The organism is Asticcacaulis endophyticus, from assembly GCF_014652575.1.
Lineage (GTDB): Bacteria > Pseudomonadota > Alphaproteobacteria > Caulobacterales > Caulobacteraceae > Asticcacaulis > Asticcacaulis endophyticus.
In genome coordinates this window covers 305,997-332,108 of record NZ_BMZB01000001.1, presented here as the reverse complement: position 1 = coordinate 332,108, position 26,112 = coordinate 305,997, and the positions used below count along the sequence as shown (strand labels likewise).

The following is a 26,112-nucleotide window of genomic DNA, read 5'->3' as shown; positions in this document are numbered from 1 at the left end:
CAAACCCACAATTTAAAGGCTTTAACGCATGTCCCTTTCGGCACAGGCGCAAATCGCGCTGCGTCCATACGAACTCGCAGGCGTTCCCGCCAGTGGTGCGCATGAACCGATCAAGTCTGAGGTTGTGGCGCTATTCACGCTTATTGACTCGGTGCTGTCGGCTATCGGTCTGAGCGGCGGGGTTGGTGTCATCAAGGCCGCGCGAAGTGATCTGAACGCCGATCTGGCCCATGCCGCCGGAACTTTGGCGCTGGTTTATGCCGACCCATTGCCATCAAACAATGACTTCTACCTTAAAAATGGCACATCGGGTACGGGTTCGTGGACCAAGCTAAACCTGCTGATCACGCCTGCGCTTGCGGCTCAAATCGCAGAGATACTTGAAGCTTACGAGTCCATTGATGTCGATCTGGCTGCAGCGGCTGCAGCGGCTACGGCGGCGCAGGCAAGCGCTGTTGCGGCAGAGGCTTCGGCGGATGATGCTCAGGCTGCCGCGCTGATCGCATCTGGCTACGCAAATGCGGCGGGCCTGACGAAGGTGTTTGACACCTATGCGCTGGCCAATGCCGGTTTGGCTGGTATCGCTGCCGACGCTTACATTCAAGTGCTGATCGATGAAACCCATAGCGGCATGTCAACGGTCTATCAGAAGTCCGGCGGTGTGCTGGTTTATAAGACCTCGCTCTATGGCCTGACCCAGTCTGTAACATCCGGCGACACGACCCGCGCCGTAAGCTCTGACGGCGTATTCCTGATGCGCGCCGCACTTCTGGCATTGCTTGCCGCATCTTCTGGTACATCCCTTATAGGCCATACCTACGGCGGCACAGGGGCGATCAATTACGCGCTGCAAACCCTTGTCAGGGACCAAGGCGTCAACGTTAAAGCCTATGGGGCACTAGGTAATGATGCTGCCAACGACATGCCTAAGATCGATGACGCATTGGCGGTGGCTTTAAACACGGGCGCGCCTCTGCTCTTTCCGGCAGGCACATACAAAATGGACTGCATGGGCACGTCCAAATTCTGGGACGTAACGCGGATTAACCGCGGCGCCAATCGGGCCATCAAGATCATTGGTGCGGGCGTGGGTCAATCGGATCTGCACTTTGTCAACGCTCCGGCATCGGGCGCGCTTACGATCCGGCACGCGACGGAGCACTGGCTTGACCTGTTCATTCAGGATTTGACCATCGCGGGCGTCGTCAACGGTCCATTATTGACCCTTGGCGGCAATCTGTACGTCGACTTTATCAACATGCTCAATCTGACCAATGTGTCGATTGAGAACTCGGCCAACCACGACGATAACGAGGGCCTGCGCCTCAATGGTATCGCGGGCGGCGCGATCATAAACAGCCGCTCAGTGGCCTATGCTAACGGCCTTGGCGACAACAAGGGCACAGGCGTCAGGTCTCGCAACGCTCAGTTTATTGAATGGGTCGGCGGATCGATGGGTAATGCTCACCGCGGCATCGACTTCACGGATGGATTTTCAACCGGATGGACGGTTTCGAGCTGCACGCTTGAGAACACGGACATTTCGGTATCCCACCGCTCAAGTTCGGCGGGCGGTCACGTCTTCCAGCAGTGCCAGTTCACAGAGGTTGTTGAATACGCCGTATCGTCTGAGGGTATGCTGAACGACAAGATACTGGCGATCAACAATCCGAACTTTGCCGCCGCTCCATCATCGCCCGGCGCGGTTCTGCTTGACCCTGTAAATTACGTCGGGGTTCGCATCCAGGACAGGGCGGGCCTCACGACGCCAACTCTTCCCGCGAGCGGCGTGTCACTCTTCAATAACAAGGGTCGTCGTGTCGAGGTCACTTTCTGGGGCGGCACGGTTTCGGCCTATTCTGTCAACGGATTCAACTATACTGTGATCAATGGAAATCCGATCACGGTAGTCCTTTTGCCGTCCGACGCCTTTGCAATCACATACTCCGCAGCGCCTACGATGCATTGGCGGAACATAGGGTAATAACATGACATTGAATATTGGCGATATCGTTGGTGGCGGCTTCGAGGTCACAGCGATTGACGGCAGCACGATCACCGTGACGGGCGAAACGCCTCTGTCGAATGGTCCTGTAAACCTGACGCTCGAAATAGAGACTTTTGAAATCGGGTTTAAGGCGTGGCTCCACAGCCAGAACGTACCGACGACTTAATATCTCCACCATAGTCGACACACCCACCGCCCTTTGAGGCGGTTTTTTTATGCCCAATTTCTGAGAAAGGATGGCCGCGATGGCTGTTCACGACCTTCCCGATGGCACAGGCACGCTGTGGTTTGCTGAGACCGATGACGCCGAAGCGTTTGAGATTGGCGAACTGGTCAAGGTTGGGGCTGCATCGCTTCCGGCCTCGCTTGTTTTGTCGCAAATCACTGACCTGAATGCATTGGTGGCGATTATCATTGCCGGGATGCAGATCGGACGCGTCACAACTCTGACTGCCAAGGTCGAAATATCAAGCGGCGAAATCAATCAATTCCTCGCCATGGCCACCCCCAATCGCTGGGGTATACTTATTGCCAAGTTCGAGAACGGCCTGAACGCTACCATTGGGGCAGCGATTGATTACACCACGTCAGGTTCTTTCGGCAATTTCGCCACGGTGACGTTCAGCGCCACGTCGTCGCGACTGCCTGTGGTTACGCCAAGCGGCGCACCAACCCTTTCAGCCTTAACCCTGTCCGCTGATGAGTTCACCGAGGGCGCGACCGCTGGAACTGTAATCGGGACAATCTCCGGCAAAACCACAGGCTCGACGCTCAGCATATTCCCGGCCGATACCCGCGTGGCGATCAGCGGCAGCAACCTAGTTGTCGGATCAACACCGGCCACAGACGGTACGTTCAGCATAACGATCCGAGAGACTCTGGCTGGCGCGACCAACACTCCAAGAGACACGACATTCCCAATTACTGTCAATGAAGCGACTCCGACGCTGGCTGCCCTGTCCCTGTCGAATGACACGTTTGCGGAAGATGATGCCAGCGGGACGGTCATTGGAGCTATTACCGGCAAGACATCTGGATCTACCCTATCAATCACCCCGTCCGATGGGCGTGTGGCCATCGCGGGCACAAATCTGGTGGTGGGCCTGACACCTGCGACCGATGGTGATTTCAGCATAACTGTGCGCGAAACCCTTGCCGGGGCGACAAACACGCCGCGCGACACACCGTTCACTTTGACCGTTGAAGCCGCCGCGCCGGTTCTGGCTGACCTTGCGCTATCGAACGACACATTTACCGAGGGTGACCCGGAAGACACCGTTATCGGCGCTATAACAGGTAAGGCAAGCGGCTCCACGCTGTCGGTCGTGCCAAATGACGGTCGGTTCAAGATCGTCGGCACAAACCTTGTCGTTGGCCCTACGGTTTCGTCGGACGGCGACATCGCAATCACCATTGTGGAGACCTTGGCGGGGGCGGTGGGAAGCCCGAAAGATAATGATTTCACGATCACGGTCGAGGCAGCGCCAGCATGGTACGACGAATGGACGTTCAGTCGCGCATCAGCAAGGACGGCGCGAAACTATGACGGTTCCATCGTCAGTTTCGCCAGTGGTGTAAAAGCAATTACCGATATGGGCTTCTCTTTGGAGCGGACCACCACCAACATCATTCCCAGCCCGCTAAACCTCTCAGCATGGGTTGCTAACGATGGTACGGTCACCTCAGAAGGTGGGGGCGTCTACAAGTTTCTGACGAACACTGTATCCGCAGCGCATGGGTTCAGCTCTCAAAACGTCGCCGTCACAAACGGCGGATTTAACGGTGCGTATGTCGATGTGAAGCCAGGCGGTGGCGCTCGCTACGTTCAGCTTGTGTACTCTTCATTCGGCTTCGGCTCGACCCATTACGCTAACTTCGACCTGCTCAGCGCAGAAGCGGGTACCGTGGGGGCTGGCCTGGCAGACAATCGCGTTGAACTTCTGGCTGACGGCTGGTTCCGCCTATATATCGGAGCGAGCGCTCTGGCCACGGTGGCTAACTCCGTGTTCTTTGTCAGAATCGTTGACAGTCGCACCTCCGCTCGTAACCAGGCTTGGGTCCCTACGGGTACTGAGTTCCTGCTGTTCCGCGGTGCGCAGATGGCCGCTAACAGCTACCCCACCAGCCTGATCGACGGTACTCGTGCCGCTGACAGCCTGACACGGATCGTTCCCGCCACGACAGGTGACCTCGCTTTCCTTTTGGACGCCATCATCCTCCCGACAAACCCAATCGGCGGCATCCTGTTCGAGTGGGCCAACGCAGCCAGCGCCCCCACTCAGTATGTTCGTATTAAGTGCACGACCACAGGCCAGATTTCGCTCACCGCAAACTCTGGGTCTGGTGAAACCACTGTCATTACTGAAAACCAATCGATCTACTCGCCTCGTCGTGTTTCGGTCGGCGCTAAGCTGACTACAGCAACGTGGTCGCTGGTCGTCAACGGCACCACGGTCACGGTCGGCACCGCTGGGCCTGCGCCTGTCGGTCTGACCCATATGCGATTAGGTTCTGACAATGGTGGTGGTGCTGGCAACTCGGCGCCTGTTTACGTTAAGTCGTTCACTAAACTGGACGTAAACCCTACCGTCGCTGAGTTCCGTGTGCTTACGCAGATCGCTGATGCTGCTCCGGTGTTCGTGCCCGCCGCCAGCGCCGCGTTGAAAGAAACATTGGCTACATTCCAAGCCATCCCCGGCATCGGTAGATCAACGGCGGGTCGTACGTTCGCTGTTTGGGGCCGTCGTTTTGGCCTCGGCAGCGCGTTCGGTGAGCGCCCCGGCACGACCGCCGTGCTTGCGTTCAGTGACAACGACACCGCTTGGACTGTTGCTGGGTACTTTGTCCCCAACTACTACGACGCGTGGATCGGTCAGCCAGCCGTATTTGAAGCCCCTGATGGCACCATGTGGCTGATGTACTCCATCGCTGGTGATGGGCTGCTGTACAATGGCCGTTACGGCGTTTGGGTTGCCCAAATCCTGAACCCTACTTCGTCTACCCCAAGCATCGGCACGCCACGAAAACTGGTCAACGGTGTGGGCATGAAGATGTTCAAGATCGGCACGTCCAACTATGTCACGGTCGATGTGTGGGCCAACGAAGTTACTCCGGTACACGCTGGCGTGACTGCTGGGCGCTTCATCTACCAGATCAACGGAGCTTTCGACAGCCTGACACTCGTGTCTACGCTACCGAATGAGGCGGTGGCTCTTGATCGAACCTTCGATGAAACCAGCGCTGTCGAATTGCCTAACGGCACCGTGGCTGCTCGCTGGCGGACTAAATCCGGCGCTAAGCAATCCATCCTTACAGGTGGCATCGGTGGGACTTGGGGCGCGGCAACAGTCGTATCAGGCACAAACGCAGCGAGCCGCTCAACCTTCTTCAAAGGTCCCGGCGGTGCTGTGGTGTGGGCTTATAACGCCTCCGCTATCGGTTCGGCTCGCGCCAATATGACCTTACGAGTAAGCACGGACAACCTGGCTACAGAACCCTATACCCTGCTGCTCGATGCTCGTACGGATACCTCGTATCCTGACATTATCATTGACCAGACTACAGGCGATGTACGTGTTGTGTACGACCGGGAACGGTTAGGTGCTCGCGAGATAATCATGGCGCATGGCTTCACGGTCGCTCAGATCATCGCAGGTACGGCGGTAGTCACCCTGACCGTCATTGCTGATGGTTCAGTGTAAGCCACGATCCAAACCATAATCGACCCTAAACCCGCCCCGCTTCGGCGGGTTATTTAACGCCTAAATCGCAGGTGGAAGATGAAAATTGTAGACGATTGGCGCGCCATACTTCGCAGGTGGTCGTTCAAACTTGGCGCGGTCGGAGCGCTGGCCGTGACGTGGTTGGCTGACCCTGTGAACCTTTTCACGCTATGGTCGCTGTTCCCGGCGGAAATCAAGCAGGCCATGGCACCGGAGTTCCTGCTTCGGCTGGCGGCTCTAATCGTTGTCGGTGCGGTCATTGCCATGTTCATCAAGCAGCGGAAAAAGCCAGAGGTGTCGAGCGATGAAACAGCCGGTTAATCTCAAGGGTAAGCTGGCGGCGGGCGCCACTGGCCTGATGGTCATGTCGCTGTCCGTGGCCGGTGTCGAACTGCACACGCAGCTTGAGGGCAATAAACTGACGGCCTACGCCGATCCGGCAACCAAAGCTGATCCCTGGACGATCTGTGGCGGGGCCACGGGCTGGATCACGGTGGATGGCAAGCGCATACGTGTCGTTAAGGGGCTCACCCTCACGGCCAAGCAGTGCGAGGCGGTAAACCATGAGATTGCCGAAGATGCGCGGGCGATCCTCAACACCTGCGTCACACGGCCATTGAACCAGAACCAGAGCAACGGTCTGATCCTGTTCACGATCAACGTAGGCCCCGCCGCGTGCACGTCTACAGCCATCAAGCGGGTCAATGCTGGTGATTTCTTCGGTGCGGCTAAGGCTTTGCTGGCGTGGTCGTGCGCGCCAACGAAAGACCCGCGCTATCCGTTCGCCCATTGCGGCCCCCGTAAGCGCCAGATGCCCGGACTATTGAGCCGCCGCAAGCTTGAGGCGTCGCTGTTGAACACGCCTGTCTTGCCGTTCCAGCGCAGCCTGATGGGAAATATCGCCGCGGCCAATGCCAAACTCTTGGAGGACGCACAATGATCCCCACATGGTTACCGGCTGGCGCTGGTTTCGTCGCAGCCGCCGCTTTGTTCGGCTGGGTGGCGCTCGATCAGCGTGACGACCGAATCGAGGCTGAAACCAATCTGGCCACTTGCGAGGTCACGTCCGCCAACTGGCAGCACGCCGCCGGTAAATTCCAAGCCCGATATCTCGAATGGAAAACCTTCGCTCAACAAGAATCTAACCGCATCAAGGGTGAATCCGATGTCGTCCACAAAGAAACACGCCAACGCGCCCGAAGCGCTTGCCAGAGGTCGTTCGATGCCGGTTATGAGGCTGGCTTTGCTGTCGGTTCTAATCCTCCTGACGGGGTGCGCGTCGAGACCGGCCCCCGACTTAGGGATGTCATCGCTGGAAGAGCCGAAACCCCTCGCGATTAATTGCCCGACCGGCGCATCTGCTGATGTTGAGCTGCTGCCAATCGCCCCGGCTGAGGTGTTCGCGCGCCCCGTTTTTCAGGCTCTCGGTCGCGAAGGCTCAAAGTGGTTCATGGACTTCATTTCTGTGGCCGAAGAGAACACGGCGCGGCTGACAAGTACCGCGAAGCAGTGCAGGGTCAGGCCATGAGTGAAGCGGATATCCTCAAGCCTATGAGTGCCGAAGTAGCGAGACAGACCGAGTTGATAGCGTTGAAAACTATTTCCGATGGAATGGCCGCGTTACAGGCTCAAGTCGCCAAACTGACCGACAGTGTCATGTCTGTGCGTGATGACGTGATTGAGATCAAAGCAGTGCGGTATGAGGCCCAACTGGCCAGCCTGCGCCTTGAGGTCGAAAAAGAGACTGTGCGGCTGAGTGAGGATTTCCGTCGCGAAATGGACGCCACCAATAAGGCTGTCGATGGGGTCAAGGATCGTGTCAACAAGGCTGAGATCGCCATAGGTCGCTATGGTCTGGGCCTGATGATCATCGGCACCATAGGCGGTGCATCGGTGGCGACGATTCTGACGAAGCTGTTTTCGGGCTGACTATTTATTGTGGGCGTCCATGGCCGCTGCGCTGGCCGGGGTTGACCCGCGCGGCACTAGGGTGACGGGCCTGTCAAGTTCGGCGATCACCATGCCCGCCATGACTTTCCAAGCGCCGACGCATGGATATCCAAGCGTTTGGGCTTCGTGATCATCTGATGGGTATCCGATTTCACAGGGCGCGCCATCAGGCACGATCGAATCTATCTGCTCGACGGCTGATAGGGCGGCGTGACTGATCGTGTCATATAGCTCACGTAGCCGGTCAATGTTTTCGGGGTGCGGTTTCCGCCGCCCGGTTGACCACGATCTCACGGTGTCGGGCCTGATGTCTAAGAAGGTAGCAGCCTCTGCCGTAGAGAGGCCGCACGCTTGAATTAAAAGGCTGATGGGGGTCATTACAGGGCAAAGATTTTTGCGAGGTTGGTATTGAGTTCGACGGTGTGGAATACGTGTGTCAAGTCGTGGACCTGGTCGTTGTGCTTTAGGGTGCGCTTGCCTGTCTTTTCATTCAAGCGGATGAAGCCGACACGACGGTTGTTGATGTTGATTTGACCGTTAGAAAATACGGTGATGTTTGCCTGAGTGTTCATAGTGTTCATAGTGGTCATCCCTTAGTGCGACCGGGCCAACCCCGTGTCGATAATTAAATGTACAATGCCTTTGTACATATTGCAAGCGGAAAATGCAGGTTGCTGAATTATTTTAGCGAACTCAGGATCGCGCCGCACGGCTTGCGGCGGCGTCAATGTCCGGTTGTTCGCAGGTGATTGAGATGGCGCCTGAGTGAAATTCCACCTGATGGTGGGTTTGGCAAACGCGAAAATACCTCAATGAAATCAATTAGGGCATACGGTCGGTTTGGCTGATTATCATATTGAATTAATTAATTAAAGTTATACCTGTCGGGTGCGCCAAAATCCTTAAGGGTTTGAGGCGATTTCGGGCTCTTGATTATTCTCTTAAAATAATGGACCTTTGAGCGTCGCCAGGCGTTTGATGTGGTTGGCTATTAACGCGCCAGCGCGACGTACGGGCTAGTTCAGATGCTTTATATTAAGAGGAGTGGCGGAGAGGGTGTCCTCCTAACTATTGTTCTGCTGCATTTCATTATGTCCAAAAATCCCAAATAAATAAGGAGTTTTGTCGCTAGGCAATGCTTTTACCGTCCCGTACTATCCTGTTGCGTTCCCCTAAAACCAGCGTATTATTGGGGAACAGTTTTGGGAACGGAGGGCGCTATGCCCAAAAAGGTCAGTAACAGGCTCAAGGCAATAGAAGTCAAATCCAAGCCTTCTGGACGGCATGCCGACGGTGGTGGCTTATATCTGTTGGTCAAGGATACTGGAGCGCGCTCTTGGGTGTTCAGGTTCATGCTCAAGGGCAAGGCGCGTGACATTGGACTTTCGAATTGCCCGGAAGCTGCCGAGATTATGGCGAAGGAAAACAGCAGAGAGCTAACACTTGCGCAGGCTCGGGTGGTTGCTGAGGTTTATCGGTCGAAGGTGAGGCAGGGTATTGATCCGCTCGCGGAACGCACGGAACGGGCCGCCCACGCTCTTGCGACAGCACAAGCGGGGAAGATCGCCAAGATTACATTTAGGGAGGTAGCTGAGGCCCATATCGCTGCTAATTCGGATAGCTGGCGTAATCCCAAACATCGTCAACAATGGGCGAACACCCTTAGTACCTATGTTTATCCTGCAATTGGTGATTTGCCAGTGGCCGAGATCGGAACCGCCCATGTGCTGCAAATCTTGGAGCCGATTTGGGGCACAAAGCCCGAAACTGCCAGCCGCGTCAGGGGGCGCATAGAAACGGTTTTGGACGCTGCTAAGGCACGAGAATATCGGACGGGTGAAAACCCCGCCCGGTGGCGTGGCCATATCGATCAAATCCTGCCGCCGCGCATTCGCTTGTCGCGTGGGCACTTTACCGCCATGCCATACGACACCTTACCGGAGTTTATGCAGGGGTTAAGGTCACGCCAGGCAACAGCTGCTTTGGCATTGGAATTTGCCATACTGACAGCGGGTCGGACTGGTGAGGTATTGGGCGCCACATGGGCAGAAATTGACCTTGAAAAGGCCGAGTGGACAATTCCGGCCATTCGCATGAAGGCAGGGGTAGAACATCGCGTGCCCTTATCCAAACGCGCCATTGAAATACTTCAGTCCATAAAAGCGCTACAGGGCCCAAGTCATCGGGGTCTCAATTCCGGATCGCGCGTTGAAACAAGCGAGAAGCCTGTGTTTCCTAGTGATCGCGGCGGCAAACTTTCAGGCATGGCGATGACCATGCTTTTACGACGGATGAAAGCCGACGTGACTGTGCATGGCTTTCGGTCATCTTTCCGCGATTGGGCAGCGGAGCGCACTAGCTATGCCCATGAAGTCTGTGAAATGGCCCTGGCTCATACGATTGGAAATAAGGCCGAGGCGGCATATCGGCGCGGAAGCCTATTTGAGAAACGTCGCCGCCTCATGGATGATTGGGCAGACTTCTGCAATGGCGAGGGCGTGTACGACGCCAGTGTAACACCTATTCGTGGAGCCGTCGCATGAACAAAGCCAATGCGATTATATTGCCCGCTGAGGAATTGCCAAATCCGGCGTAAACCGGCAAAATACAAGCGGGGATAGGCTGGCCTGCCGACAAGCGCAACTCCCATGCGTTTCCCTGTCACATCTTGGGAACCGCTCGGGAGGCGGATTTATCCATGACATCATACCCTCCGAAGTTGCCGGGAAAGGGGCCGCCAGCCTCTCTCGCTGACACCTCTCGTGATCTTGATGAGGAGATTCAACGGCTTGTAAAAAAGTACGGCAAGCCTGCGGTTGTTGAGGCTCTTAAGAAAAATAAGCAGAAACGTGGCCCGAAAACAAGAACAGATTGGAAGTTTCTTGCTCCTATTTTTCGAATAGATGCGGTTGATTTTATAGAAGGGCGCAATCCTTTTGAGTTACGCACTAACTATAAAATAGCTAATTTTTATGCAGAGAAACAACCTGGCCATAGTCCAATTTCAACATTTCGGCGTTTGCTGCGCGATCTAAAAGAGGGGCGGCCAGATCGGGTTTACCTGAAGGCTTATTTCTATTCGGAAGTAGAGTATCCGTATGAAACCCACATCAAAACTTTAAATCGTATAATTAAAGCTCTTCCCAGTGCTGAGCACTGGCCGAGTTTTTTAGAAATTTCTCAGCATTGGATTGACGATCATGTGCAAAGGATTGGCCCTATTCCGCCTCACTTTACAATGAAAGAAATTCGGGAAGCTGTATTAAAACAACCGGTAAATTATGTGCTGGAAGCGTCTAAAGCCTCTTTGGGCTTATTCGGCTCAGCGTACCTAATGTCTAATAAAAATGGTGATTAATTTCCACAGAATTTAATAGCGATTAGATTGTTATTAAATAAGTCATTGAAAATATGAATATTTGTTATTTGGCAGTGGTGTGGTTTAGGGTACCATTACCTCCAGCGACGTCCAGGTGATCACTTCCGATCTGAACTTGTCCCTCGCTAGAGGAGCCCGCTAATTTTGCGGGAAATGCCTAAATGCAGGCACCAATCACAGTGACCATTCCAGAGGCTGTTAAGTTTTCTGGCCTGTCAAAAACTCGATTTTATGAGTTGCTGAAACGCGGCGATTTAACCGCACGCAAGGCAGGCCGTCGTACGCTCATAGCGTTTTCAGACCTTCAGGCCTATCTGGCCAGCCTTCCAGCTTATAAACCGGAGGCCTAAGCCATGACCCAAACACAACAAACCCGGCTCCAAGTGGGCCGGGCTTGCAATTTATCGTGTGATTTTCTTGGCGGAGCCTCACACGAAACCTTTAACTCACATGACAGGCAGTTGCAACGTCTTGTGCGGCGCTTTGGTCTCTCACCGTCGGTCGCTGGCGTCACGGCAACTCTAGCCTTTGGGGAGGCGGCGAATGACTAACCTACCATTCATTCACCACCGCGCGGCTGCTCTGGCACTGCTCAATCAATGTCCAAACTTATCCCATAAGGCGGCAGGTTTTTGCGGCCACATTTCCGTTGCAGACAGCGCTACAGCTAAACAGCTTAAATGGCTGGACGTGCTTTTAAAGCAAAATGGGCTTCCGCCATATGATGGAGGCGTTAATGGATAAATACCCATACACGCCAGGTCATCGGGGCATAGAGACTTCTATCGCTGCCGCTATAGACATCAATCCTAAGCTTGGACGCCTTCAGCGCGTCTCAGAGGCCGCCATCCGGGACGCAGGCACGCAAGGCCTAACAGCCGATGAGCTTGCCGCAAAGCTTGGTCAAGATCGGTGTTCAATTCAACCGAGAACCTCTGAACTAAAGCGTCTGGGGATCATAATCGACAGCGGTCTGCGTCGTTCAAATTGGACGGGCAAAAGCGCAATCGTTTGGATCATCGCGCCCATGCTCAATAGTGGGGAGAGCCCCTCACAATGATGACGGTGCCCATGTTCAAAACTCAAAATGAGGGGCGGCGTGGGCCGTGTTTGAAACTTCACCGGAAGCGCTATTTCGGTGAAGTTTCAATGCGGGGTTTAAATCGCCAACCGGTCTCCGGATATAGGTTCGCCGGTGCTGGCCGCGCAAACCTCCTTAAGTATCTTATATTAGGTGTCAGACCCAATTTGGCTATAAAGCGGGGAGCACGCGGCGGCGCACGCAACAGCGCAAGCCGTGTAAGCCACGCGCTCTCTGTCAGTCAGGTTACAAATCTCATTGCCGCAAGCGAGTTTGCAGAAACCATCGGGTTGCCCTTCAACCGCATGATCACGGTTCACTGGCAAGGCGCTGGAATACCCCTTTTAGGCATGGCGAAGGCAACAGGCCGATTCATTGACCTGCTCACCAGAGCCCTTGCCCGGCATGCCTTCAAAACTGCGTGGCTTTGGGTGCATGAAAACGGCGACCGAAAAGGCGGTCATGCACATATTCTCATGTATGTGCCTGCCCAAATGGTCAGCATTATCGGCAAGCTTCAAAAGCGCTGGTTGCGAACTATCACAGACAGCCCTTATCAGTGTGGTGTCATATGTTCCCGCCCCATAGGAGGTCGCCTAGGGCTGGAAATAGGTAACCCTGCCTTGCATGCCCTAAACCTAGAGACGGCCCTTGGCTACGTCCTCAAAGGTGCGGATGCAGCCGCCGTCAAATCCCACAATCTGACCCGCGTTGAACCCGGTGGCTTAATCATCGGCAAGCGTTGCGGAGTCTCTCAAAACATCAGCCCAAAGGCCAGAAAGGACGACAAAAAATGTCTAAGATTTTAGTTGAACCATCCAAAGACGAAACGGAAGGGGAAGCGGTTGCGCGGGCCATCCTGAGGCCGGGCATAAGGCACGGTGACGTTGCTTCGAGCTTTGGTTCAAAGATAATGGGAAAAGGGGTTACTCTGCCTGAGATCGGGGATTACACGCATTACGTCAATCAGGTTTCAAAAAGCGCCATTGAAGGCGATTTGACGTTTGCAAGCCGTACTTTGGCAGCTCAGGCTCTCACACTTGATAATATGTTTACGGAGTTTGCCAGACGTGCAGCTATGAACCTAGGCGAATATATTAATGCCGCCGAGACCTATGCGCGCTTAGCGCTCAAAGCGCAAGCAAACAGCCGTGCAACGCTTGAGGCACTAGCGAAGCTGCATCAACCGCGAGAACAGACTGTTCGCCACGTTCATGTCAACGAGGGCGGGCAGGCTGTCATCGCCGATCAAATCCACAATCACACCAGAGGGGGTAAAAATGCAAAAATCGACGATCAACCCGTTGCAAAAGCCCTCAAACATAAGCCGGGCACACCTTGCAGCAAGATGCCAAGCCAAATCAAAGCGGACGGGATACACCTGTAAAGCCCCGGCAATCCGGGGCAAGGATAAGTGCCGGATGCATGGTGGTAAAGGGTCTGGCGCACCGAAGGGGAAAGCAAATGGGCGCTTTCGTCACGGGCTATACACTGACGCGAATAAAGGTGAGATTGCTTGCGTTAGGGAACTGATGCGCGAGTTTAATCAGTTCGCTAAGGAAATTTGACGTACCGTGGCATTAAAAAGGCAAACAGGGTCATGAGAAATTTCGCTGTGAAATTACATTGGGCACCATTCTTATTCGGGCTAACGTCCAACTATAATGAGCTTTTAAAGCCCCGTACAATCCAACGGACCGTAAGAATTGTGGCGAAGATCACTCCGAAGCCTATCGCAAATCTGAACAAAACCCAAATCCTGGGGATTAAGGCTGCCTGAATATTAGCAACTAATTTGTTATTTGCTTCAGTTTCTAGGTGCTTAGAGATAGCTGCTTTGATTGTGTCGTTCGGAGTATCCGGTGGAAAAACAAAGGCAACTCCTTCGCTGATAACGGTCTCCATTGCTATCGCTTTAGCGGTAGTTGGATCGAATGTGTTTTCCTGAGGCTTACTCTGCGTTTGTGTCGGTGGCGGCGACGGATTAATGAACACTGTTTCTGCAGTACCTTTGTTCGCGTCGGCCAGATACGCCTCTAAAGAAGGGATTACGTCTTCGCCACCATAAATAAGATATATGTTGCCATCTGGTGACCTAACCTCATAGATCGACCACGTTTCTTTCGGAACATCCGGGGCCTCTTCCCAAGTCGTTCCAATCGAAAACACAGCGACTGCCAGCGCTATCACCCAGTAAATGGCTGACAAAGCGATAAAGCTGCGTTTAAGACCAATTCCCCAATTGAGTTTGCTCATTTCGATTCCCCGCGCCGCAATTGCCATTTTGCGCACTACAGCTCTGAAAGCAAATGTTGTGACTTCGCGTCCTCTATTCGTTTGCGAAAGCGGCCTTACTCATCCGAAGCACTGCAGACTTTCGCTGTAATCGCCAATTGCAGGTCGAACGGTCTTTCCCTAATGCCGCTCTCCTGAGCACCTGCTTGTGCAGCAAATAGAACCACAACTGAATAAAACAATTTCAATAACGATACCCCCCGATTTATAGCAATTTTTATCCCCCGGTCTCCATGTAGCTTATTTGATCTTTAAGACCGAGAGCTTTCAAGTTGGTCAAGTCGACAGTGAATTAGGGAGCCTTTAAGGGGACTGAAGGCTCATCCATAAAAAAATATATATAAATCAATGTGTGGTGGCGGAGAGGGTGGGATTCGAACCCACGGTAGGCTTCCACCTACGCCGCATTTCGAGTGCGGTACATTCGACCACTCTGCCACCTCTCCGCAGAGGTCTGAGTAGGGGCTGTAAAGCCTGTGGCCGTCAGAGCGGGTGTCTCTAATGGCTGATGAAAGTTTGTGCAAGCTTTTTTGTGCGGTATTTTCAGACTATTGACGCTCGGTATCACGAATTGAAATTTTACATCCTCTGATTTTATAGGGATAAGCGTGTCTTTAAGGTGTCAGGTTCGCCTAAACGCACCTGAAACGGCTGAATATGGGGCATTATTCAATTTGACGGCTAGTCAAACCCCCCTCGTGAAGTTATTAAAGGCGCTTGTAATGATTAAAGCTTTCAGCCGAATGCGTCGGCTGTTTGTTGGAAAAAGCCAAGAGAGGGCTCTAATTATGAAATTGAAACTGCTGGCGAGTGCTGCACTCGCCTCTTTAGCGTTGGCCTCTGGTGCCGTCGCTGAAGAAATCAAGGGATGGTACGGCGCCGTCGACCTCGGTTATAACTGGAAGGACGAATGGGGTGCCCGTTCGCAAGGTACGGCCCCTGACGGCGGTCCTTACATCTTCGACGTTTCGACGGATGACGACTGGGCTGGTTTTGCCCGTCTCGGCTACCGTTACAGCCCGAACTGGCGCGTTGAACTCGAAGGCGGCTATCGCCCCGGCGACGTGACCGCAGCTCGTGGTTTCCCGCGCACTCTTACGGCTCAGTCACTTTGTGCCTCAACGCAAACCGCCACCACCTGCGGTTCGCCGGACGGTTCGATCGATCAAACTTCGGTCATGGCTAACCTGATCTATGACTTCCTGCCAGAATCCAGCTTCCATCCGTTCGTCGGTATCGGTGCTGGTCTGACCAAGGTTGACGTCGACATTCAAGGCAAGTTCTCGAATGCCAGCCAGACCCTGTCCATCTCTGGTGATGACACGGTCGCTTCCTACCAGTTCCTGACCGGCTTCGTCTGGGCTCTGTCCGAAAAGCTGGACCTGGACCTGACCTACCGTTATCATAAGCTGGATAAAGTCAGCATCGCTTCGACCTCGTCGTCGCCGCTGGCTACTTATCAGCCAGGTGACTTCTCTGGCCGTTTCGATAACCAAACGGTTTCGGTTGGTCTGCGTTGGGCCTTCGGTTCGCCGACCCCGCCTCCTCCACCGCCGCCTCCTCCCCCACCGCCTCCGCCGCCTCCGCCTCCGGTGGTTGAGCCGGTTGCGCCGCCAGCCCCGGTCTATGAAGCCCGCGAATTCATCGTGTACTTCGAATTCGACCAATCGGCTCTGACGGCAGATGCTCAGGCTGTGGTTCAGGCCGCGGCTGATTATGCCAAGGCTGGTAACGCGACCCGTATCGTTGTTGTTGGTCACGCCGACACCTCCGGTTCGGCTGCTTATAACATTCGCCTGTCGGAACGCCGCGCTAAGACCGTTGCTGATGCCCTCGCTGGCCTCGGCGTTGACGGTTCCAAGCTGGCTGTTGACTGGAAGGGTGAATCGGCCCCGGCAGTCGCCACCGGCGACGGCGTGAAAGAGCCTCTGAACCGTCGTTCGACCATCGACATCGCGTTCTAATTTAAGATCGCGACCTCTAAGGTCTTAAGACAAAAGAGCCCGGCCTGAGCAATCAGGTCGGGTTTTTTGTTTGTCAACTCAGGCCAAGTGATGGCGCAATAGCGGCAATTTCAGAGCTTACTCCGCTGGTATGCGGTTGTTCAAGCTGATGGGCTTGAGCTTCTGGCTCAGGAAGCGTCGCACAGGCAGATCATAGGACCTGAGCAGGAGATAAGCGACCAACACGCATCCGGGCAATATGATGAGGCCCAGCCATATGATGGGCAGGTTCGGGAATAGTTTGTGCAAAACGGCGCGCATAGCCCACATGACCGGCAGGTGGGTGACATACAGAGGGTATGATATATCGCCGAGGAATTTGGAGACGGCGCCATAGCGTCCGGTGATATTTTCCCGGATGGCTGATAAAAGCATGACAGGGAGGACGATTAGTATGGTGAACAGGCACGTCCACCAGTTAAGGCTGCCTTCGGGCTGAACGAAAATCAGCAGGCACATCATGGGCAAGAATACGACAGGAATAGACGGAAAGGCGTTTAATCGTGGGAGTCCGCGAAAGATCATAACGCCCAGAAAAAACGACAGGCCGATCCGCGACAGATCAGCCAGAAAGCCTTGTTTAAGAAACCCCAGACCCGTCGGCACTGCGGGAGAAGCGCCAAAATTGAAGATTAGCCAACCGGTCACGCCAATGGCGCCTGCCACAATGACCGGAACAAGCCAGCGCGTCTTGGCCTTGGCAAACACCAAGCCATAGGCGGCATAGGCTATAAGCTCAAAAAACAGCGACCACAGCACCAGGTTAAGCGGAAACATCGCGATGTCCTGATCCCAGGTCACGACCGGAATCATAAACAGGTTCATAAGCAGATACATGACGAACTGGGGAACCGTAAATGCCTGCTCCCCCGTAATCAGCCCGTCGAGTGTAAACCAGGCGGCGCCAAATCCGATCCCCATCAATATCATAGGGTAAAGCCGGATCAGGCGTGGAATGAAAAAAGTCCAAAAGGGCAGACCGGCCTTCAGGCGGTCATCATAGGCATAGGCCAGCACAAAACCGCTCATTAAAAAGAACAGGTCGACGGCCAAACGGCTGTGCTGAAACAGGGGCGAACCGGCTTCGATGTGCCAGTGAAAGGCCATGACCGAAACTGCGGCAATGCCGCGCAAACCATCAAGCGTGTTAAGATGGGCCGGTTTGGGTGCCGCAGATGCCATGTCGAATCCCCTATCGCTCACAACCTATAGCGGCGTTATGTGAGCGTATAGACACATCACCCGACGGTTGTTTGCGCCGCAGCGCGCGACGGCGGCGCGTGAGTAGGGGCTTATTTATAAGGGAAACATCGGGCCAAAGCGGTCGCGTAAACAGTGTTTTCAATGGTGGAGCTAAGGAGATTCGAACTCCTGACCTCGTCATTGCGAACGACGCGCTCTACCAACTGAGCTATAGCCCCTTGTCCATGACAAAGTGTGGTTTTTAATAAACCAGGATATGAACCTGTCAAGGTCTCCTTAACCTGCCGGTCTTACTTGTTTGACACAGCCAAATCATTATATGGATATAATTACGCGCGCTTAAAGCCGCGCCGCCCGATCCCAGTTAAGGACACGCATGACCGGTTTTGTTATTTTTATTCTCGACGGCATTTTGGGCATCGCCTATTGGGCCATCATCATCAGCGCCATCATGAGCTGGCTGATCGCCTTTAATGTCATCAACACCCATAACCGTGTCGTCTATAATATCCACTACACGCTGGACCGGATCACCGGCCCGATCCTTGAGCCGTTCCGGCGCTTGATCCCGACGCTGGGCGGCATCGACATCAGCCCGATCTTTGCGCTGCTGATCATTTCAGGGATGCGCCGCTTCCTGATCCCGATGGCAGCTAACGGCCTTTATCCTATTCTGGGCTAAACGGGTCATGGCCAGACTGGTCATACGCCTGACGCCCAAGGCCGCCCACGACCGTATAGATGGTTGGGATATAGACGAGTTTGGCCGTAAAATTCTGAAAGTACGGGTGAAAGCCCAACCGATTGAGGGCCGCGCAAATGCGGCCCTTTTAGCGTTTCTGGCCAAGGAACTAGACCTGCCGAAATCGCGCCTGACCCTGTTGTCGGGTGATACGTCACGCTATAAGCAGATTGAGGTCGAAGGTCTAAACGATGATGCCCTTATGGCTCAAATAAAAACCCCTCAGATCAAAATCTGAGAGGTTTTTATTTCTGAGAATTAAGCTTCGACTTTGGCCTGAATACGGATTTGGTCAGAGACAGCCTTGGCGACCTGAGAGCCGGACGTGGTGCCGCCAAGGTCGCGGGTCAGGGTGCCTGCCTTGATCACCGCCTCAATGGCGGCATCGAGCGTATCGGCCTCTTTGGTCAGGTTCAGACTGTGGCGCAGCATCATGCTGACGGATTTAAGCGTGCCGATCGGGTTGGCCAGATCCTTACCGGCGATGTCCGGGGCTGAACCGTGAATCGGCTCATAAAGACCTTTGCCGGTAGACCCCAATGACGCAGACCCCAACAACCCAATCGAGCCCGGCAGGACCGAGGCCAGATCTGACAGGATATCGCCGAACATATTCTCGGTCAGAATGACATCGAAGTCCTTGGGGCGAGTCACCAGATGCATGGCCATGGAATCGACCAGGGCGTGCTCCAGCTCGACATCCGAATATTCCGCGGCGTGCAGTTTATTGACCGTCTCCCGCCACAGGCGCGAGGTTTCAATGACATTGGCCTTATCGACGCTGGTGACCTTATTGCGGCGCTTACGAGCGGCCTGAAAGGCAACATGAGCGACGCGCTCGACTTCGGCCACCGTATAAAGACACTCATCGGTCGCGGTCGTTTCCGTGCGGGTGCGCTTGCCGAAATAAAGGCCGCCGGTCAGTTCGCGCACGATCAGCATGTCGGCGCCCGATACGATCTCTTCTTTCAGCGGTGACCGGAACGCCTGAGACGGCGCTACATCCATTGGACGTAAGTTCGCAAACAGGCCCATGGATTTACGCACGGCCAGCAAGCCCTGCTCAGGCCGCTTGGGCTTTAAGTCCCACTTCGGCCCACCGACCGCCCCCAGAAGAACCGCATCGGCGGCCAGACAGGCGGCATCGGTATCGGCCGGATAGGGATCATCAACCGTATCAATGGCAATGCCGCCGATCAGCTTTTCTTCAAACGTGAAGTTATGGCCGAACACATCACCAATGGTTTCCAGCGCCAGACGGCCGGCGGCGGCGACTTCCGGGCCGATGCCATCACCGGGGAGGATTACGATCTTAAACGCGCTCATGCGGCATGCTCTTTTTCATAGGTTTCAATGGCGGGCAGGCGGTTGATCAGCCAGCCCATAGCGTCGACGCCTTCCAACAAGCACTGGCGGGCAAACGCTTCGATTTTGAAGATAAAGACCGTGCCGTCTTCGAGGCGCAGTTCGTTGGCCTCAAGGTCAATCGTCACACGCTGCTGCGGACTGGCCAGAAGCTTGGCGTGAATCTCCGGTGTTACCACGATCGGCAACAGGCCGTTTTTCAGGCTGTTGGAGGTGAAAATATCAGCGATCTCGGTCGAAATCACGGCCTTGAAACCATAGTCCGTGAGCGCCCACGGCGCGTGTTCACGCGATGAGCCGCAGCCAAAATTATTGCCGCCAACCAGAACGCGATGCTCGGATGGGTCGATAGTGTTGAGGATAAAGTCTGGCTTGGGCGTGCCGTCTTTTTCGTAGCGCCAGTCGTTGAACGCCGCCACGCCAAGCCCTTTACGCGACGTGGTTGTCAAAAAGCGCGCCGGAATGATCTGGTCGGTGTCGATATTGGCTTCGGGCAGCACGGCGATGCGTGAGGAGAAAGTGTTGATCGGTTCTTGGTTTGACATTTTTTCGTTTCCAGTTTCCGCTTAAAAGTACACTGAGCGGAGCGAGGGACTTTTAAGCGATATACCGTCTTGGATCGGTGATGTGACCGGCAATGGCTGACGCCGCCGCCGTGGCCGGAGAGGCCAGAACCGTGCGCGCACCGGGGCCCTGACGGCCCTCGAAATTGCGGTTGGAAGTCGAGACCGCCAACTGTCCCGGCTGAACGAAATCACCGTTCATGGCGATACACATCGAACAGCCCGGCAGACGCCATTCGGCACCGGCTTCGGTGAATATCTTATCCAACCCTTCGGCGACCGCTTCGGCGCGGACCTGCTCAGAGCCCGGCACGACCAGCATGCGTACGCCCTCAGCGATATGGCGGCCCTTCATGATCTCAGCCGCCGCCCGCAAATCGGACATGCGGCCATTGGTACAAGAGCCGATAAAGACCACATCGACCTTAGCCAGGTCGCGGGCTTCGCCACCCGCAAAGTGCATATATTTCAGGGCTTTGGCTTCGTTTTCGTTCGAGGCCACCGGCACGGCTTTGGAGACCGCAGCGCCTTGGTCCGGCGTGGTGCCCCAGGTCGCCATTGGCTCAATGATCGAGCCATCAATGGTGATTTCGTCGTCAAAGACCGCACCGTCGTCGGATTTCAGTTTCAGCCATTCAGCGGCGGCGGCCTCATAATCGGCCGGCACATAGGCCCGCCCACGCAGCCACTCAATGGTCTTTTGATCGGGTGCTATCATGCCGCAGCGCGCACCGGCCTCGATCGACAGGTTACAGACCGTCATGCGCCCTTCCATATCGAGCGCTTCGATCACGGGCCCGCAATATTCCAGCGCATAGCCGGTGCCGCCACCAAAGCCCAAGCGGTTGATGATGGTCAGGGCCACGTCCTTGCCCGAAACCCCAGCCTGCAATTCGCCGGTGACGGTAATGAGCATGGTCTTGGGCTTGCGTTGCGCGAGGCACTGTGTCGCCAGCACATGGCCGACTTCGGAGGTGCCGATGCCAAAGGCAATGCAGCCGAACGCGCCGTGGGTTGAGGTATGGGAATCACCACACACCACGGTCATGCCGGGTTGGGTCAGGCCCATTTCCGGCCCCATAACGTGGACGACGCCGCGGTTTTCGGAGCCCCAGCCGAACAGTTTCACGCCGTGGTTTTGAGTGTTGCGCTCTAAGGTTTCGACCTGATTTTTGGCGTCCGCCGTAAAATAGGGACGCTCACCCGCAGCATTTGGCGGCAAGGTCGGGGTCGAGTGGTCAAGCGTCGCAAAGGTGCGGTCGGGGCGGCGGACTTTTAAGCCGCGTTCCTCAATCGCCGAAAAGGCCTGCGGCGAGGTGACTTCGTGGACAAGATGCAGGTCGATGTAAAGCACGGCCGGGCGGTCGTAGCTTTCGTCTTCGACTATGTGTTTTTCCCATACCTTGTCGAATAAGGACTTAGGTTGTTCTGACATCTTGGGTTGTCCTGATAATAAAAGGTGCAAGGGGCACCGCCCCTTGCATCCCGTAACATTTCGGCGCGGTTAGTTGACCGGCGCTAACCAGTTCCAGCGATCTTCCGTTTCACCGGTGAACAGGCCGTGGAAGCGCTTTTGGATCAGCTTGGTGACATCGCCGGGGCCGCCAACGCGGGTAGGAATGCCGTCAACCGAACGGATCGGCGTGACTTCGGCCGCGGTGCCGGTCATGAACACTTCGTCAGCGAGATAAAGCATCTCACGCGGCAGAACCTGCTCGATGACCTCAATCCCTTCCGCGCGGGCCAGTTGGATCACCGTGTCACGGGTGATGCCGCCTAAGATCGACGCGGCCAGGGGCGGCGTAAAGATCTTGCCCTTCTGGATCAGGAACAGGTTCTCACCGGCCCCTTCGGACAGCAGGCCATCGCGGCCAAGCCCCAGACCTTCTGCAAAACCACGCTCACGCGCTTCATACCCAATCAGGTAAGACGACAGATAGTTGCCGCCAGCCTTGGCGCCAGTCGGGATCGTGTTCGGGGCGGCGCGGTTCCAGGACGAAACGCAGACATCAACGCCCTTAAGCAGGCCTTCTTCGCCCAGGTAAGCACCCCACGGAAAGGCGGCGATGGCAACATCGACCGAAACATTTTCCTTCTTAGGGGTGACCCCCATGCCGCATTCGCCCAGAAAGGCGATCGGGCGCAGATAGGCGCTTTTGAGATTGTTGGCGCGGACAATCTCACGGCACGCATCGTTGATCTGATCTACAGTGTACGGCAGTTGGATGTGATAGATCCGCGCCGAGTCGATCAGGCGCTGGGAGTGTTCATGCAGGCGGAAAATAACCGGGCCGTTTGGCGTATCATAGGCGCGCACGCCCTCAAAAACCGAGGTGCCGTAATGCAGGGCGTGGGTCATGACGTGGATGGTGGCGTCTTCCCACGGGATCAGCTTGCCGTTGAACCAGATCGTATCAGCGAGTTTCTTATTCATTTGGAATATTCCGTATTCGGAGAATTAACTTAAAGGCAGTGTGAAAGGCTTAAAATCCACTGCCTACGGAACCGGGGTCGCGACGACGACCCCGTATACCTGTTTCCCGATAAGATGGCGCGATTTCAAAGCCGGTTGCTATGGCAACGTCTTTAATCCCGCTTTCGATAGGTTTCAAGTCGCGCATAATCAGGCCGACAATTTCTGAGCGGCGGCAGCCTTGCGCGGTTCGGCTACGCGCTTCAGACCATACAGACGGTCGATCTGCGCATAGAGGGTTTCAAAACGGCGATGGGACTCCTTGGCGCGCGCCGTAACGCTTAAGCCACGGGTCTTGTCATCGATCGGATACATCTCAATCGCATCAATGAAAAAGCCGCGCCGTTCAATCAGGCCCAATACCCGCAGGAGCGTGCCGTCGAGATCGTCAATCTCAATATGAATCAAGTGGCTCATCCCAACGCTCCTCCATCATTTCCGCATTCGACGCGCCCGGCGGCACCAGCGGCCAGACGTTTTCGCGCGGATCAATCAAAATATGCAACAAGGTCGGCTTATCCGCCGCCAGCAGGCGATCGAGCGCGCCATCGACCTCATCGCGGCTGGTGATACGGAAGGCATCAAGGCCAAAGGCTTGGGCAACCGTCACGAAATCCGGGTTATCACTGAGGTCGATTTCCGAATAGTTTTCTTCGTAGAACAGGCGCTGCCACTGACGCACCAGCCCCAGAGACGAGTTATCGAGCAGGACGATCTTCAGCGGAATACCGTAACGGCGCAGGGTGGCCATTTCCTGAATGTTCATCATGAATGAGCCGTCGCCGGACACCGTGACCACATGGTGGTCCGGCAGGGCCAGTTTTGCGCCGACACCGGCGGGCAAACCATAGCCCATAGCGCCGGAGCCGCCCGACGTCAGATGGGCGCGGTTTTGCAGGAACTGACAGTGCTGAGCGACCCACATCTGGTGCTGACCCACATCGCAACAGGCGACGAACTTATCACCGGCCTTTTCCGACAGCAGCTTCAGAAGGGCCGGCGCATATATGCCGGTGCCCGGCGCGTCGTAGCGGAAGGCGTGTTTCTTTTTGTCGGATTTGCACTTGGCAACCCACAGGGAGATGTCCTGCATCTTGGGGTGCAGGCCGTCCAGAACCATTTTCAGGTCGCCCAGAATGCCGACTTGGGCCATGCGCAATTTGTTGATTTCAGCGGCGTCGATATCGACATGGATGACCTTAGCGTGGGGCGCAAAGGCCGACAGCTTGCCCGTAGCACGGTCATCGAACCGTGCGCCCAGAACGATCAGCAGATCGGCGTCCTGAACGGCGATATTGGCCGCGCGGGTGCCGTGCATCCCCAGCATGCCGAGGAACAGGTCGTCAGTGGTCGGGATCGCGCCTAAGCCTTTCAGCGTCGAGACAACCGGAATGCCGGTACGGTCCATCAGAGCGCGCAACTGCGGCACGGCAAAAGCCATTTCGACCCCGCCACCGATGTAAAACAATGGCTTTTTCGATTGCTCAATAAGCTTTTCAGCCGCCTTGATATCGGCGACATCGGGCTGCGGCGGCTGCCAGGATGGGAATTCGCCCGTTGTCGGCACGTCTTTGACAAAGGCGGCGGCGACATCCTTTGGGATATCAACCAGAACCGGGCCCGGACGGCCTTCCTGAGCAATTTGAAAGGCGCGCGACAAAATGGCAGGGATCTCTGCCGGATCACGCACCAGCCAGGAGTGCTTCACGATTGGCAATGTCAGGCCCAGGATATCGACTTCCTGAAAACCGTCTGTGCCCAACAGGTGCGTGCCGACTTGCCCGGTGATGCAGACCATCGGGACTGAGTCCATATAGGCGTTGGCGATACCGGTAATGAGGTTGGTGGCGCCGGGGCCGGAGGTGGCCATACAAACGCCGACCTTACCCGTCGCGCGGGCATAGGCATCGGCGGCAAAGGACGCGCCCTGTTCGTGGCGCACCAGAATATGCGTGAGGCCGGAGCCGGCCAACGCATCATAGATCGGCATGATGGCCCCGCCCGGATAGCCAAACAGGATATCCACGCCCAACGCTCTTAACGTTGAGATGACTAACTGTGCTCCGGTCGGTTGGTTTATCATGATGATCCCTCGTAAAAAAGTTTGGCGGGCAGGCCGCCAATACGTTTTTCACGTAAACAATACGGAGAAAATTTCCTTGGGACGGCCCTCAGAAATTTTCATTTTTTGTGTATCCGGCCTCGCCAAGGCGAAGCCGGATCAGAGGATATGGCCCACGGAAAATGTATTGAGGCAAAGCCTCAAACTTTTCCGTGAGTTGCTTACCCGTTATTCTTTTCCTGCAACCAAGACATACGCGAACGCAGATCACGGCCGGTATGCTCGATCGGGTGATCCAGATCCTGACGCATCAGGGCGTTGTAGCGCGGACGGCCAGCCATGTTCTCAAGAATCCAGTCGCGGGCAAAGTCGCCAGACTGAATGTCATTGAGGACTTCCTGCATACGCTCACGGGTTTCTTCGTTGATGATGCGCGGGCCGGAAACCAGATCGCCGTACTTGCAGGTTTCGGACACGAACGAGTGCATCTTGGCAAAGCCGCCTTCGTACAGCAGATCAACGATCAGCTTCAGTTCGTGCAGAACTTCGAAATAGGCGATTTCCGGGCGGTAACCGGCGTCAACCAGGGTTTCAAAGCCCATCATGACCAGCTCGGTCGTGCCGCCGCACAGAACGGCCTGCTCGCCGAACAGATCGGTTTCGGTTTCTTCCTTGAAGGTCGTCTCGATGACGCCGCCAACGGTGCCGCCGATGCCGCGGGCATAGCCCAGGGCGCGCTGAGCGGCCTTACCAGTCACGTCACGATCAACGGCAAACAGCGACGGTACGCCGCGGCCACGTTGATATTCGCGGCGCACGAGGTCGCCTGGACCCTTGGGGGCCACCAGAATGACGTCGAGGTCGGCACGGGCATCGACGCGGCCATAAAGGACCGAGAAGCCGTGGGCGAACAGGATCGACGCGCCCTTAGCGGCGTAAGGGGCGATGTCGTTGGTGTAGATTTCGGCATGGCTCATGTCCGGCGTCAGGATGGCGATGATGGTCGCGTCCTTAACGGCGTCCTTGATTTCTGCGGTCGGCAGACCGTCGTGCTTGGCCTTTTCGTAGCCAGCGCCGCCGGTGCGAACGCCGACAATTACGTCAACGCCCGAATCGCGCAGGTTCTGAGCATGGGCGCGGCCTTGGCTGCCGTAGCCAACGATGGCGACGCGTTCGCCCTTCAAGCTGTCGGCGGAAACGTCGTCATTAGTATAGATTTTCACGAAGGTACTCCTGAAAGTTCGTGTAGCGTGGATAAGTGGTGAA

The 26,112-nt window shown here is 55.4% G+C and carries 27 protein-coding genes and 2 tRNA genes; 16 read left to right on the top strand and 13 right to left on the bottom strand.

Translation table 11 applies throughout. The features are described from left to right. Positions 1 to 28 precede the first annotated feature (28 nt). The 7 genes from IE102_RS01490 (at position 29) to IE102_RS01460 (ending at position 7,659) form a co-directional block, all read left to right on the top strand. Entirely contained in the window at positions 29 to 1,984 is a 1,956-nt protein-coding gene (locus IE102_RS01490) for a hypothetical protein (protein WP_189484606.1), read from the top strand. 4 nt (positions 1,985 to 1,988) lie between these two features. Further along, the gene (locus tag IE102_RS01485; RefSeq protein ID WP_189484605.1) at positions 1,989 to 2,174 is read left to right on the top strand and encodes a hypothetical protein; all 186 of its coding nucleotides are present in this window, start codon (positions 1,989 to 1,991) and stop codon (positions 2,172 to 2,174) included. A 79-nt stretch (positions 2,175 to 2,253) separates the two neighbouring features. Continuing rightward, positions 2,254 to 5,709, top strand: coding sequence for a sialidase family protein (locus IE102_RS01480; protein ID WP_189484604.1), 3,456 nt, complete (start codon positions 2,254 to 2,256; stop codon positions 5,707 to 5,709). Positions 5,710 to 5,787: 78 nt separating this feature from the next. Continuing rightward, positions 5,788 to 6,051: a DUF7940 domain-containing protein gene (locus tag IE102_RS01475; protein ID WP_189484603.1), complete on the top strand. Its 264-nt coding sequence runs from the start codon at positions 5,788 to 5,790 to the stop codon at positions 6,049 to 6,051. Continuing rightward, positions 6,035 to 6,670 carry a lysozyme gene (locus IE102_RS01470; RefSeq protein ID WP_189484602.1) on the top strand — a complete coding sequence of 212 codons (636 nt, stop codon included), beginning with the start codon at positions 6,035 to 6,037 and terminating at the stop codon, positions 6,668 to 6,670. The genes IE102_RS01475 and IE102_RS01470 overlap by 17 nt, the downstream gene beginning before the upstream one ends. Then, positions 6,667 to 7,071 carry a hypothetical protein gene (locus IE102_RS01465; protein ID WP_189484601.1) on the top strand — a complete coding sequence of 135 codons (405 nt, stop codon included), beginning with the start codon at positions 6,667 to 6,669 and terminating at the stop codon, positions 7,069 to 7,071. The genes IE102_RS01470 and IE102_RS01465 overlap by 4 nt, the downstream gene beginning before the upstream one ends. A 183-nt stretch (positions 7,072 to 7,254) precedes the next feature. Beyond that, positions 7,255 to 7,659 (top strand): hypothetical protein, encoded by a 405-nt coding sequence (locus IE102_RS01460; RefSeq protein WP_189484600.1) that lies wholly within the window; start codon positions 7,255 to 7,257, stop codon positions 7,657 to 7,659. Here the strand turns inward: IE102_RS01460 and IE102_RS01455 are convergent, their stop codons facing one another. Beyond that, entirely contained in the window at positions 7,660 to 7,974 is a 315-nt protein-coding gene (locus tag IE102_RS01455; RefSeq protein ID WP_189484599.1) for a hypothetical protein, read from the bottom strand. A gap of 83 nt (positions 7,975 to 8,057) precedes the next feature. After that, positions 8,058 to 8,261: a hypothetical protein gene (locus IE102_RS01450; RefSeq protein WP_189484598.1), complete on the bottom strand. Its 204-nt coding sequence runs from the start codon at positions 8,259 to 8,261 to the stop codon at positions 8,058 to 8,060. A 639-nt stretch (positions 8,262 to 8,900) separates the two neighbouring features. Here IE102_RS01450 and IE102_RS01445 point away from each other — a divergent pair. From IE102_RS01445 to IE102_RS18055, 6 genes are all read left to right on the top strand, one after another. Then, positions 8,901 to 10,223, top strand: a complete 1,323-nt coding sequence (locus tag IE102_RS01445) for a tyrosine-type recombinase/integrase (protein ID WP_189484597.1) — start codon at positions 8,901 to 8,903, stop codon at positions 10,221 to 10,223. 155 nt (positions 10,224 to 10,378) lie between these two features. After that, positions 10,379 to 11,038, top strand: a complete 660-nt coding sequence (locus IE102_RS01440; protein ID WP_189484596.1) for a hypothetical protein — start codon at positions 10,379 to 10,381, stop codon at positions 11,036 to 11,038. Positions 11,039 to 11,220: 182 nt separating this feature from the next. Next, complete coding sequence (locus IE102_RS01435; RefSeq protein WP_189484595.1) at positions 11,221 to 11,409, top strand: helix-turn-helix domain-containing protein; 189 nt, start codon at positions 11,221 to 11,223, stop codon at positions 11,407 to 11,409. 721 nt (positions 11,410 to 12,130) lie between these two features. Continuing rightward, complete coding sequence (locus tag IE102_RS01430; RefSeq protein WP_189484594.1) at positions 12,131 to 12,949, top strand: hypothetical protein; 819 nt, start codon at positions 12,131 to 12,133, stop codon at positions 12,947 to 12,949. Next, a complete protein-coding gene (locus tag IE102_RS01425; RefSeq protein ID WP_189484593.1) occupies positions 12,934 to 13,527 on the top strand; it encodes a hypothetical protein in 594 nt (197 codons plus the stop codon). Before IE102_RS01430 ends, IE102_RS01425 begins: the two co-directional genes overlap by 16 nt. Further along, positions 13,421 to 13,708, top strand: a complete 288-nt coding sequence (locus tag IE102_RS18055; RefSeq protein ID WP_373295576.1) for an HGGxSTG domain-containing protein — start codon at positions 13,421 to 13,423, stop codon at positions 13,706 to 13,708. The genes IE102_RS01425 and IE102_RS18055 overlap by 107 nt, the downstream gene beginning before the upstream one ends. A gap of 91 nt (positions 13,709 to 13,799) precedes the next feature. Here IE102_RS18055 and IE102_RS01420 read toward each other — a convergent pair whose 3' ends face one another. Both IE102_RS01420 and IE102_RS01415 read right to left on the bottom strand, forming a co-directional pair. Next, positions 13,800 to 14,396, bottom strand: coding sequence for a hypothetical protein (locus IE102_RS01420; RefSeq protein WP_189484592.1), 597 nt, complete (start codon positions 14,394 to 14,396; stop codon positions 13,800 to 13,802). 395 nt (positions 14,397 to 14,791) lie between these two features. Then, positions 14,792 to 14,881 (bottom strand) — tRNA-Ser (locus IE102_RS01415). A 342-nt stretch (positions 14,882 to 15,223) separates the two neighbouring features. On the opposite strand from IE102_RS01415, the gene IE102_RS01410 reads away from it, so the two are divergent. Next, on the top strand, positions 15,224 to 16,399 hold the full coding sequence (locus tag IE102_RS01410; RefSeq protein WP_189485960.1) for an OmpA family protein: 1,176 nt from the start codon (positions 15,224 to 15,226) through the stop codon (positions 16,397 to 16,399). 117 nt (positions 16,400 to 16,516) lie between these two features. Here the strand turns inward: IE102_RS01410 and IE102_RS01405 are convergent, their stop codons facing one another. Together IE102_RS01405 and IE102_RS01400 are read right to left on the bottom strand one after the other, a co-directional pair. Continuing rightward, entirely contained in the window at positions 16,517 to 17,620 is a 1,104-nt protein-coding gene (locus IE102_RS01405; protein WP_189484591.1) for an acyltransferase family protein, read from the bottom strand. Positions 17,621 to 17,783: 163 nt separating this feature from the next. Next, a tRNA-Ala gene (locus tag IE102_RS01400) sits at positions 17,784 to 17,859 on the bottom strand. 158 nt (positions 17,860 to 18,017) lie between these two features. Between IE102_RS01400 and IE102_RS01395 the strand changes: the two genes are divergently transcribed. Both IE102_RS01395 and IE102_RS01390 read left to right on the top strand, forming a co-directional pair. Then, on the top strand, positions 18,018 to 18,323 hold the full coding sequence (locus IE102_RS01395) for a YggT family protein (protein ID WP_189484590.1): 306 nt from the start codon (positions 18,018 to 18,020) through the stop codon (positions 18,321 to 18,323). A 7-nt stretch (positions 18,324 to 18,330) separates the two neighbouring features. Then, on the top strand, positions 18,331 to 18,621 hold the full coding sequence (locus IE102_RS01390; RefSeq protein ID WP_189484589.1) for a DUF167 family protein: 291 nt from the start codon (positions 18,331 to 18,333) through the stop codon (positions 18,619 to 18,621). 20 nt (positions 18,622 to 18,641) lie between these two features. Here the strand turns inward: IE102_RS01390 and leuB are convergent, their stop codons facing one another. The 7 genes from leuB to ilvC form a co-directional block, all read right to left on the bottom strand. Then, positions 18,642 to 19,709 carry a 3-isopropylmalate dehydrogenase gene (gene leuB, locus IE102_RS01385; protein ID WP_189484588.1) on the bottom strand — a complete coding sequence of 356 codons (1,068 nt, stop codon included), beginning with the start codon at positions 19,707 to 19,709 and terminating at the stop codon, positions 18,642 to 18,644. Beyond that, positions 19,706 to 20,293: a 3-isopropylmalate dehydratase small subunit gene (leuD, locus tag IE102_RS01380; RefSeq protein ID WP_189484587.1), complete on the bottom strand. Its 588-nt coding sequence runs from the start codon at positions 20,291 to 20,293 to the stop codon at positions 19,706 to 19,708. Before leuD ends, leuB begins: the two co-directional genes overlap by 4 nt. A 52-nt stretch (positions 20,294 to 20,345) precedes the next feature. Further along, positions 20,346 to 21,746 (bottom strand): 3-isopropylmalate dehydratase large subunit, encoded by a 1,401-nt coding sequence (gene leuC / locus IE102_RS01375; RefSeq protein ID WP_189484586.1) that lies wholly within the window; start codon positions 21,744 to 21,746, stop codon positions 20,346 to 20,348. A gap of 69 nt (positions 21,747 to 21,815) precedes the next feature. Continuing rightward, the gene (locus IE102_RS01370; protein ID WP_189484585.1) at positions 21,816 to 22,745 is read right to left on the bottom strand and encodes a branched-chain amino acid transaminase; all 930 of its coding nucleotides are present in this window, start codon (positions 22,743 to 22,745) and stop codon (positions 21,816 to 21,818) included. Positions 22,746 to 22,934: 189 nt separating this feature from the next. Then, entirely contained in the window at positions 22,935 to 23,201 is a 267-nt protein-coding gene (locus IE102_RS01365; RefSeq protein WP_189484584.1) for an ACT domain-containing protein, read from the bottom strand. Continuing rightward, positions 23,179 to 24,867, bottom strand: coding sequence for an acetolactate synthase 2 catalytic subunit (gene ilvG / locus IE102_RS01360; RefSeq protein ID WP_189484583.1), 1,689 nt, complete (start codon positions 24,865 to 24,867; stop codon positions 23,179 to 23,181). Before ilvG ends, IE102_RS01365 begins: the two co-directional genes overlap by 23 nt. 200 nt (positions 24,868 to 25,067) lie before the next feature. Next, entirely contained in the window at positions 25,068 to 26,069 is a 1,002-nt protein-coding gene (gene ilvC, locus IE102_RS01355; RefSeq protein ID WP_189484582.1) for a ketol-acid reductoisomerase, read from the bottom strand. Positions 26,070 to 26,112: the final 43 nt, after the last annotated feature.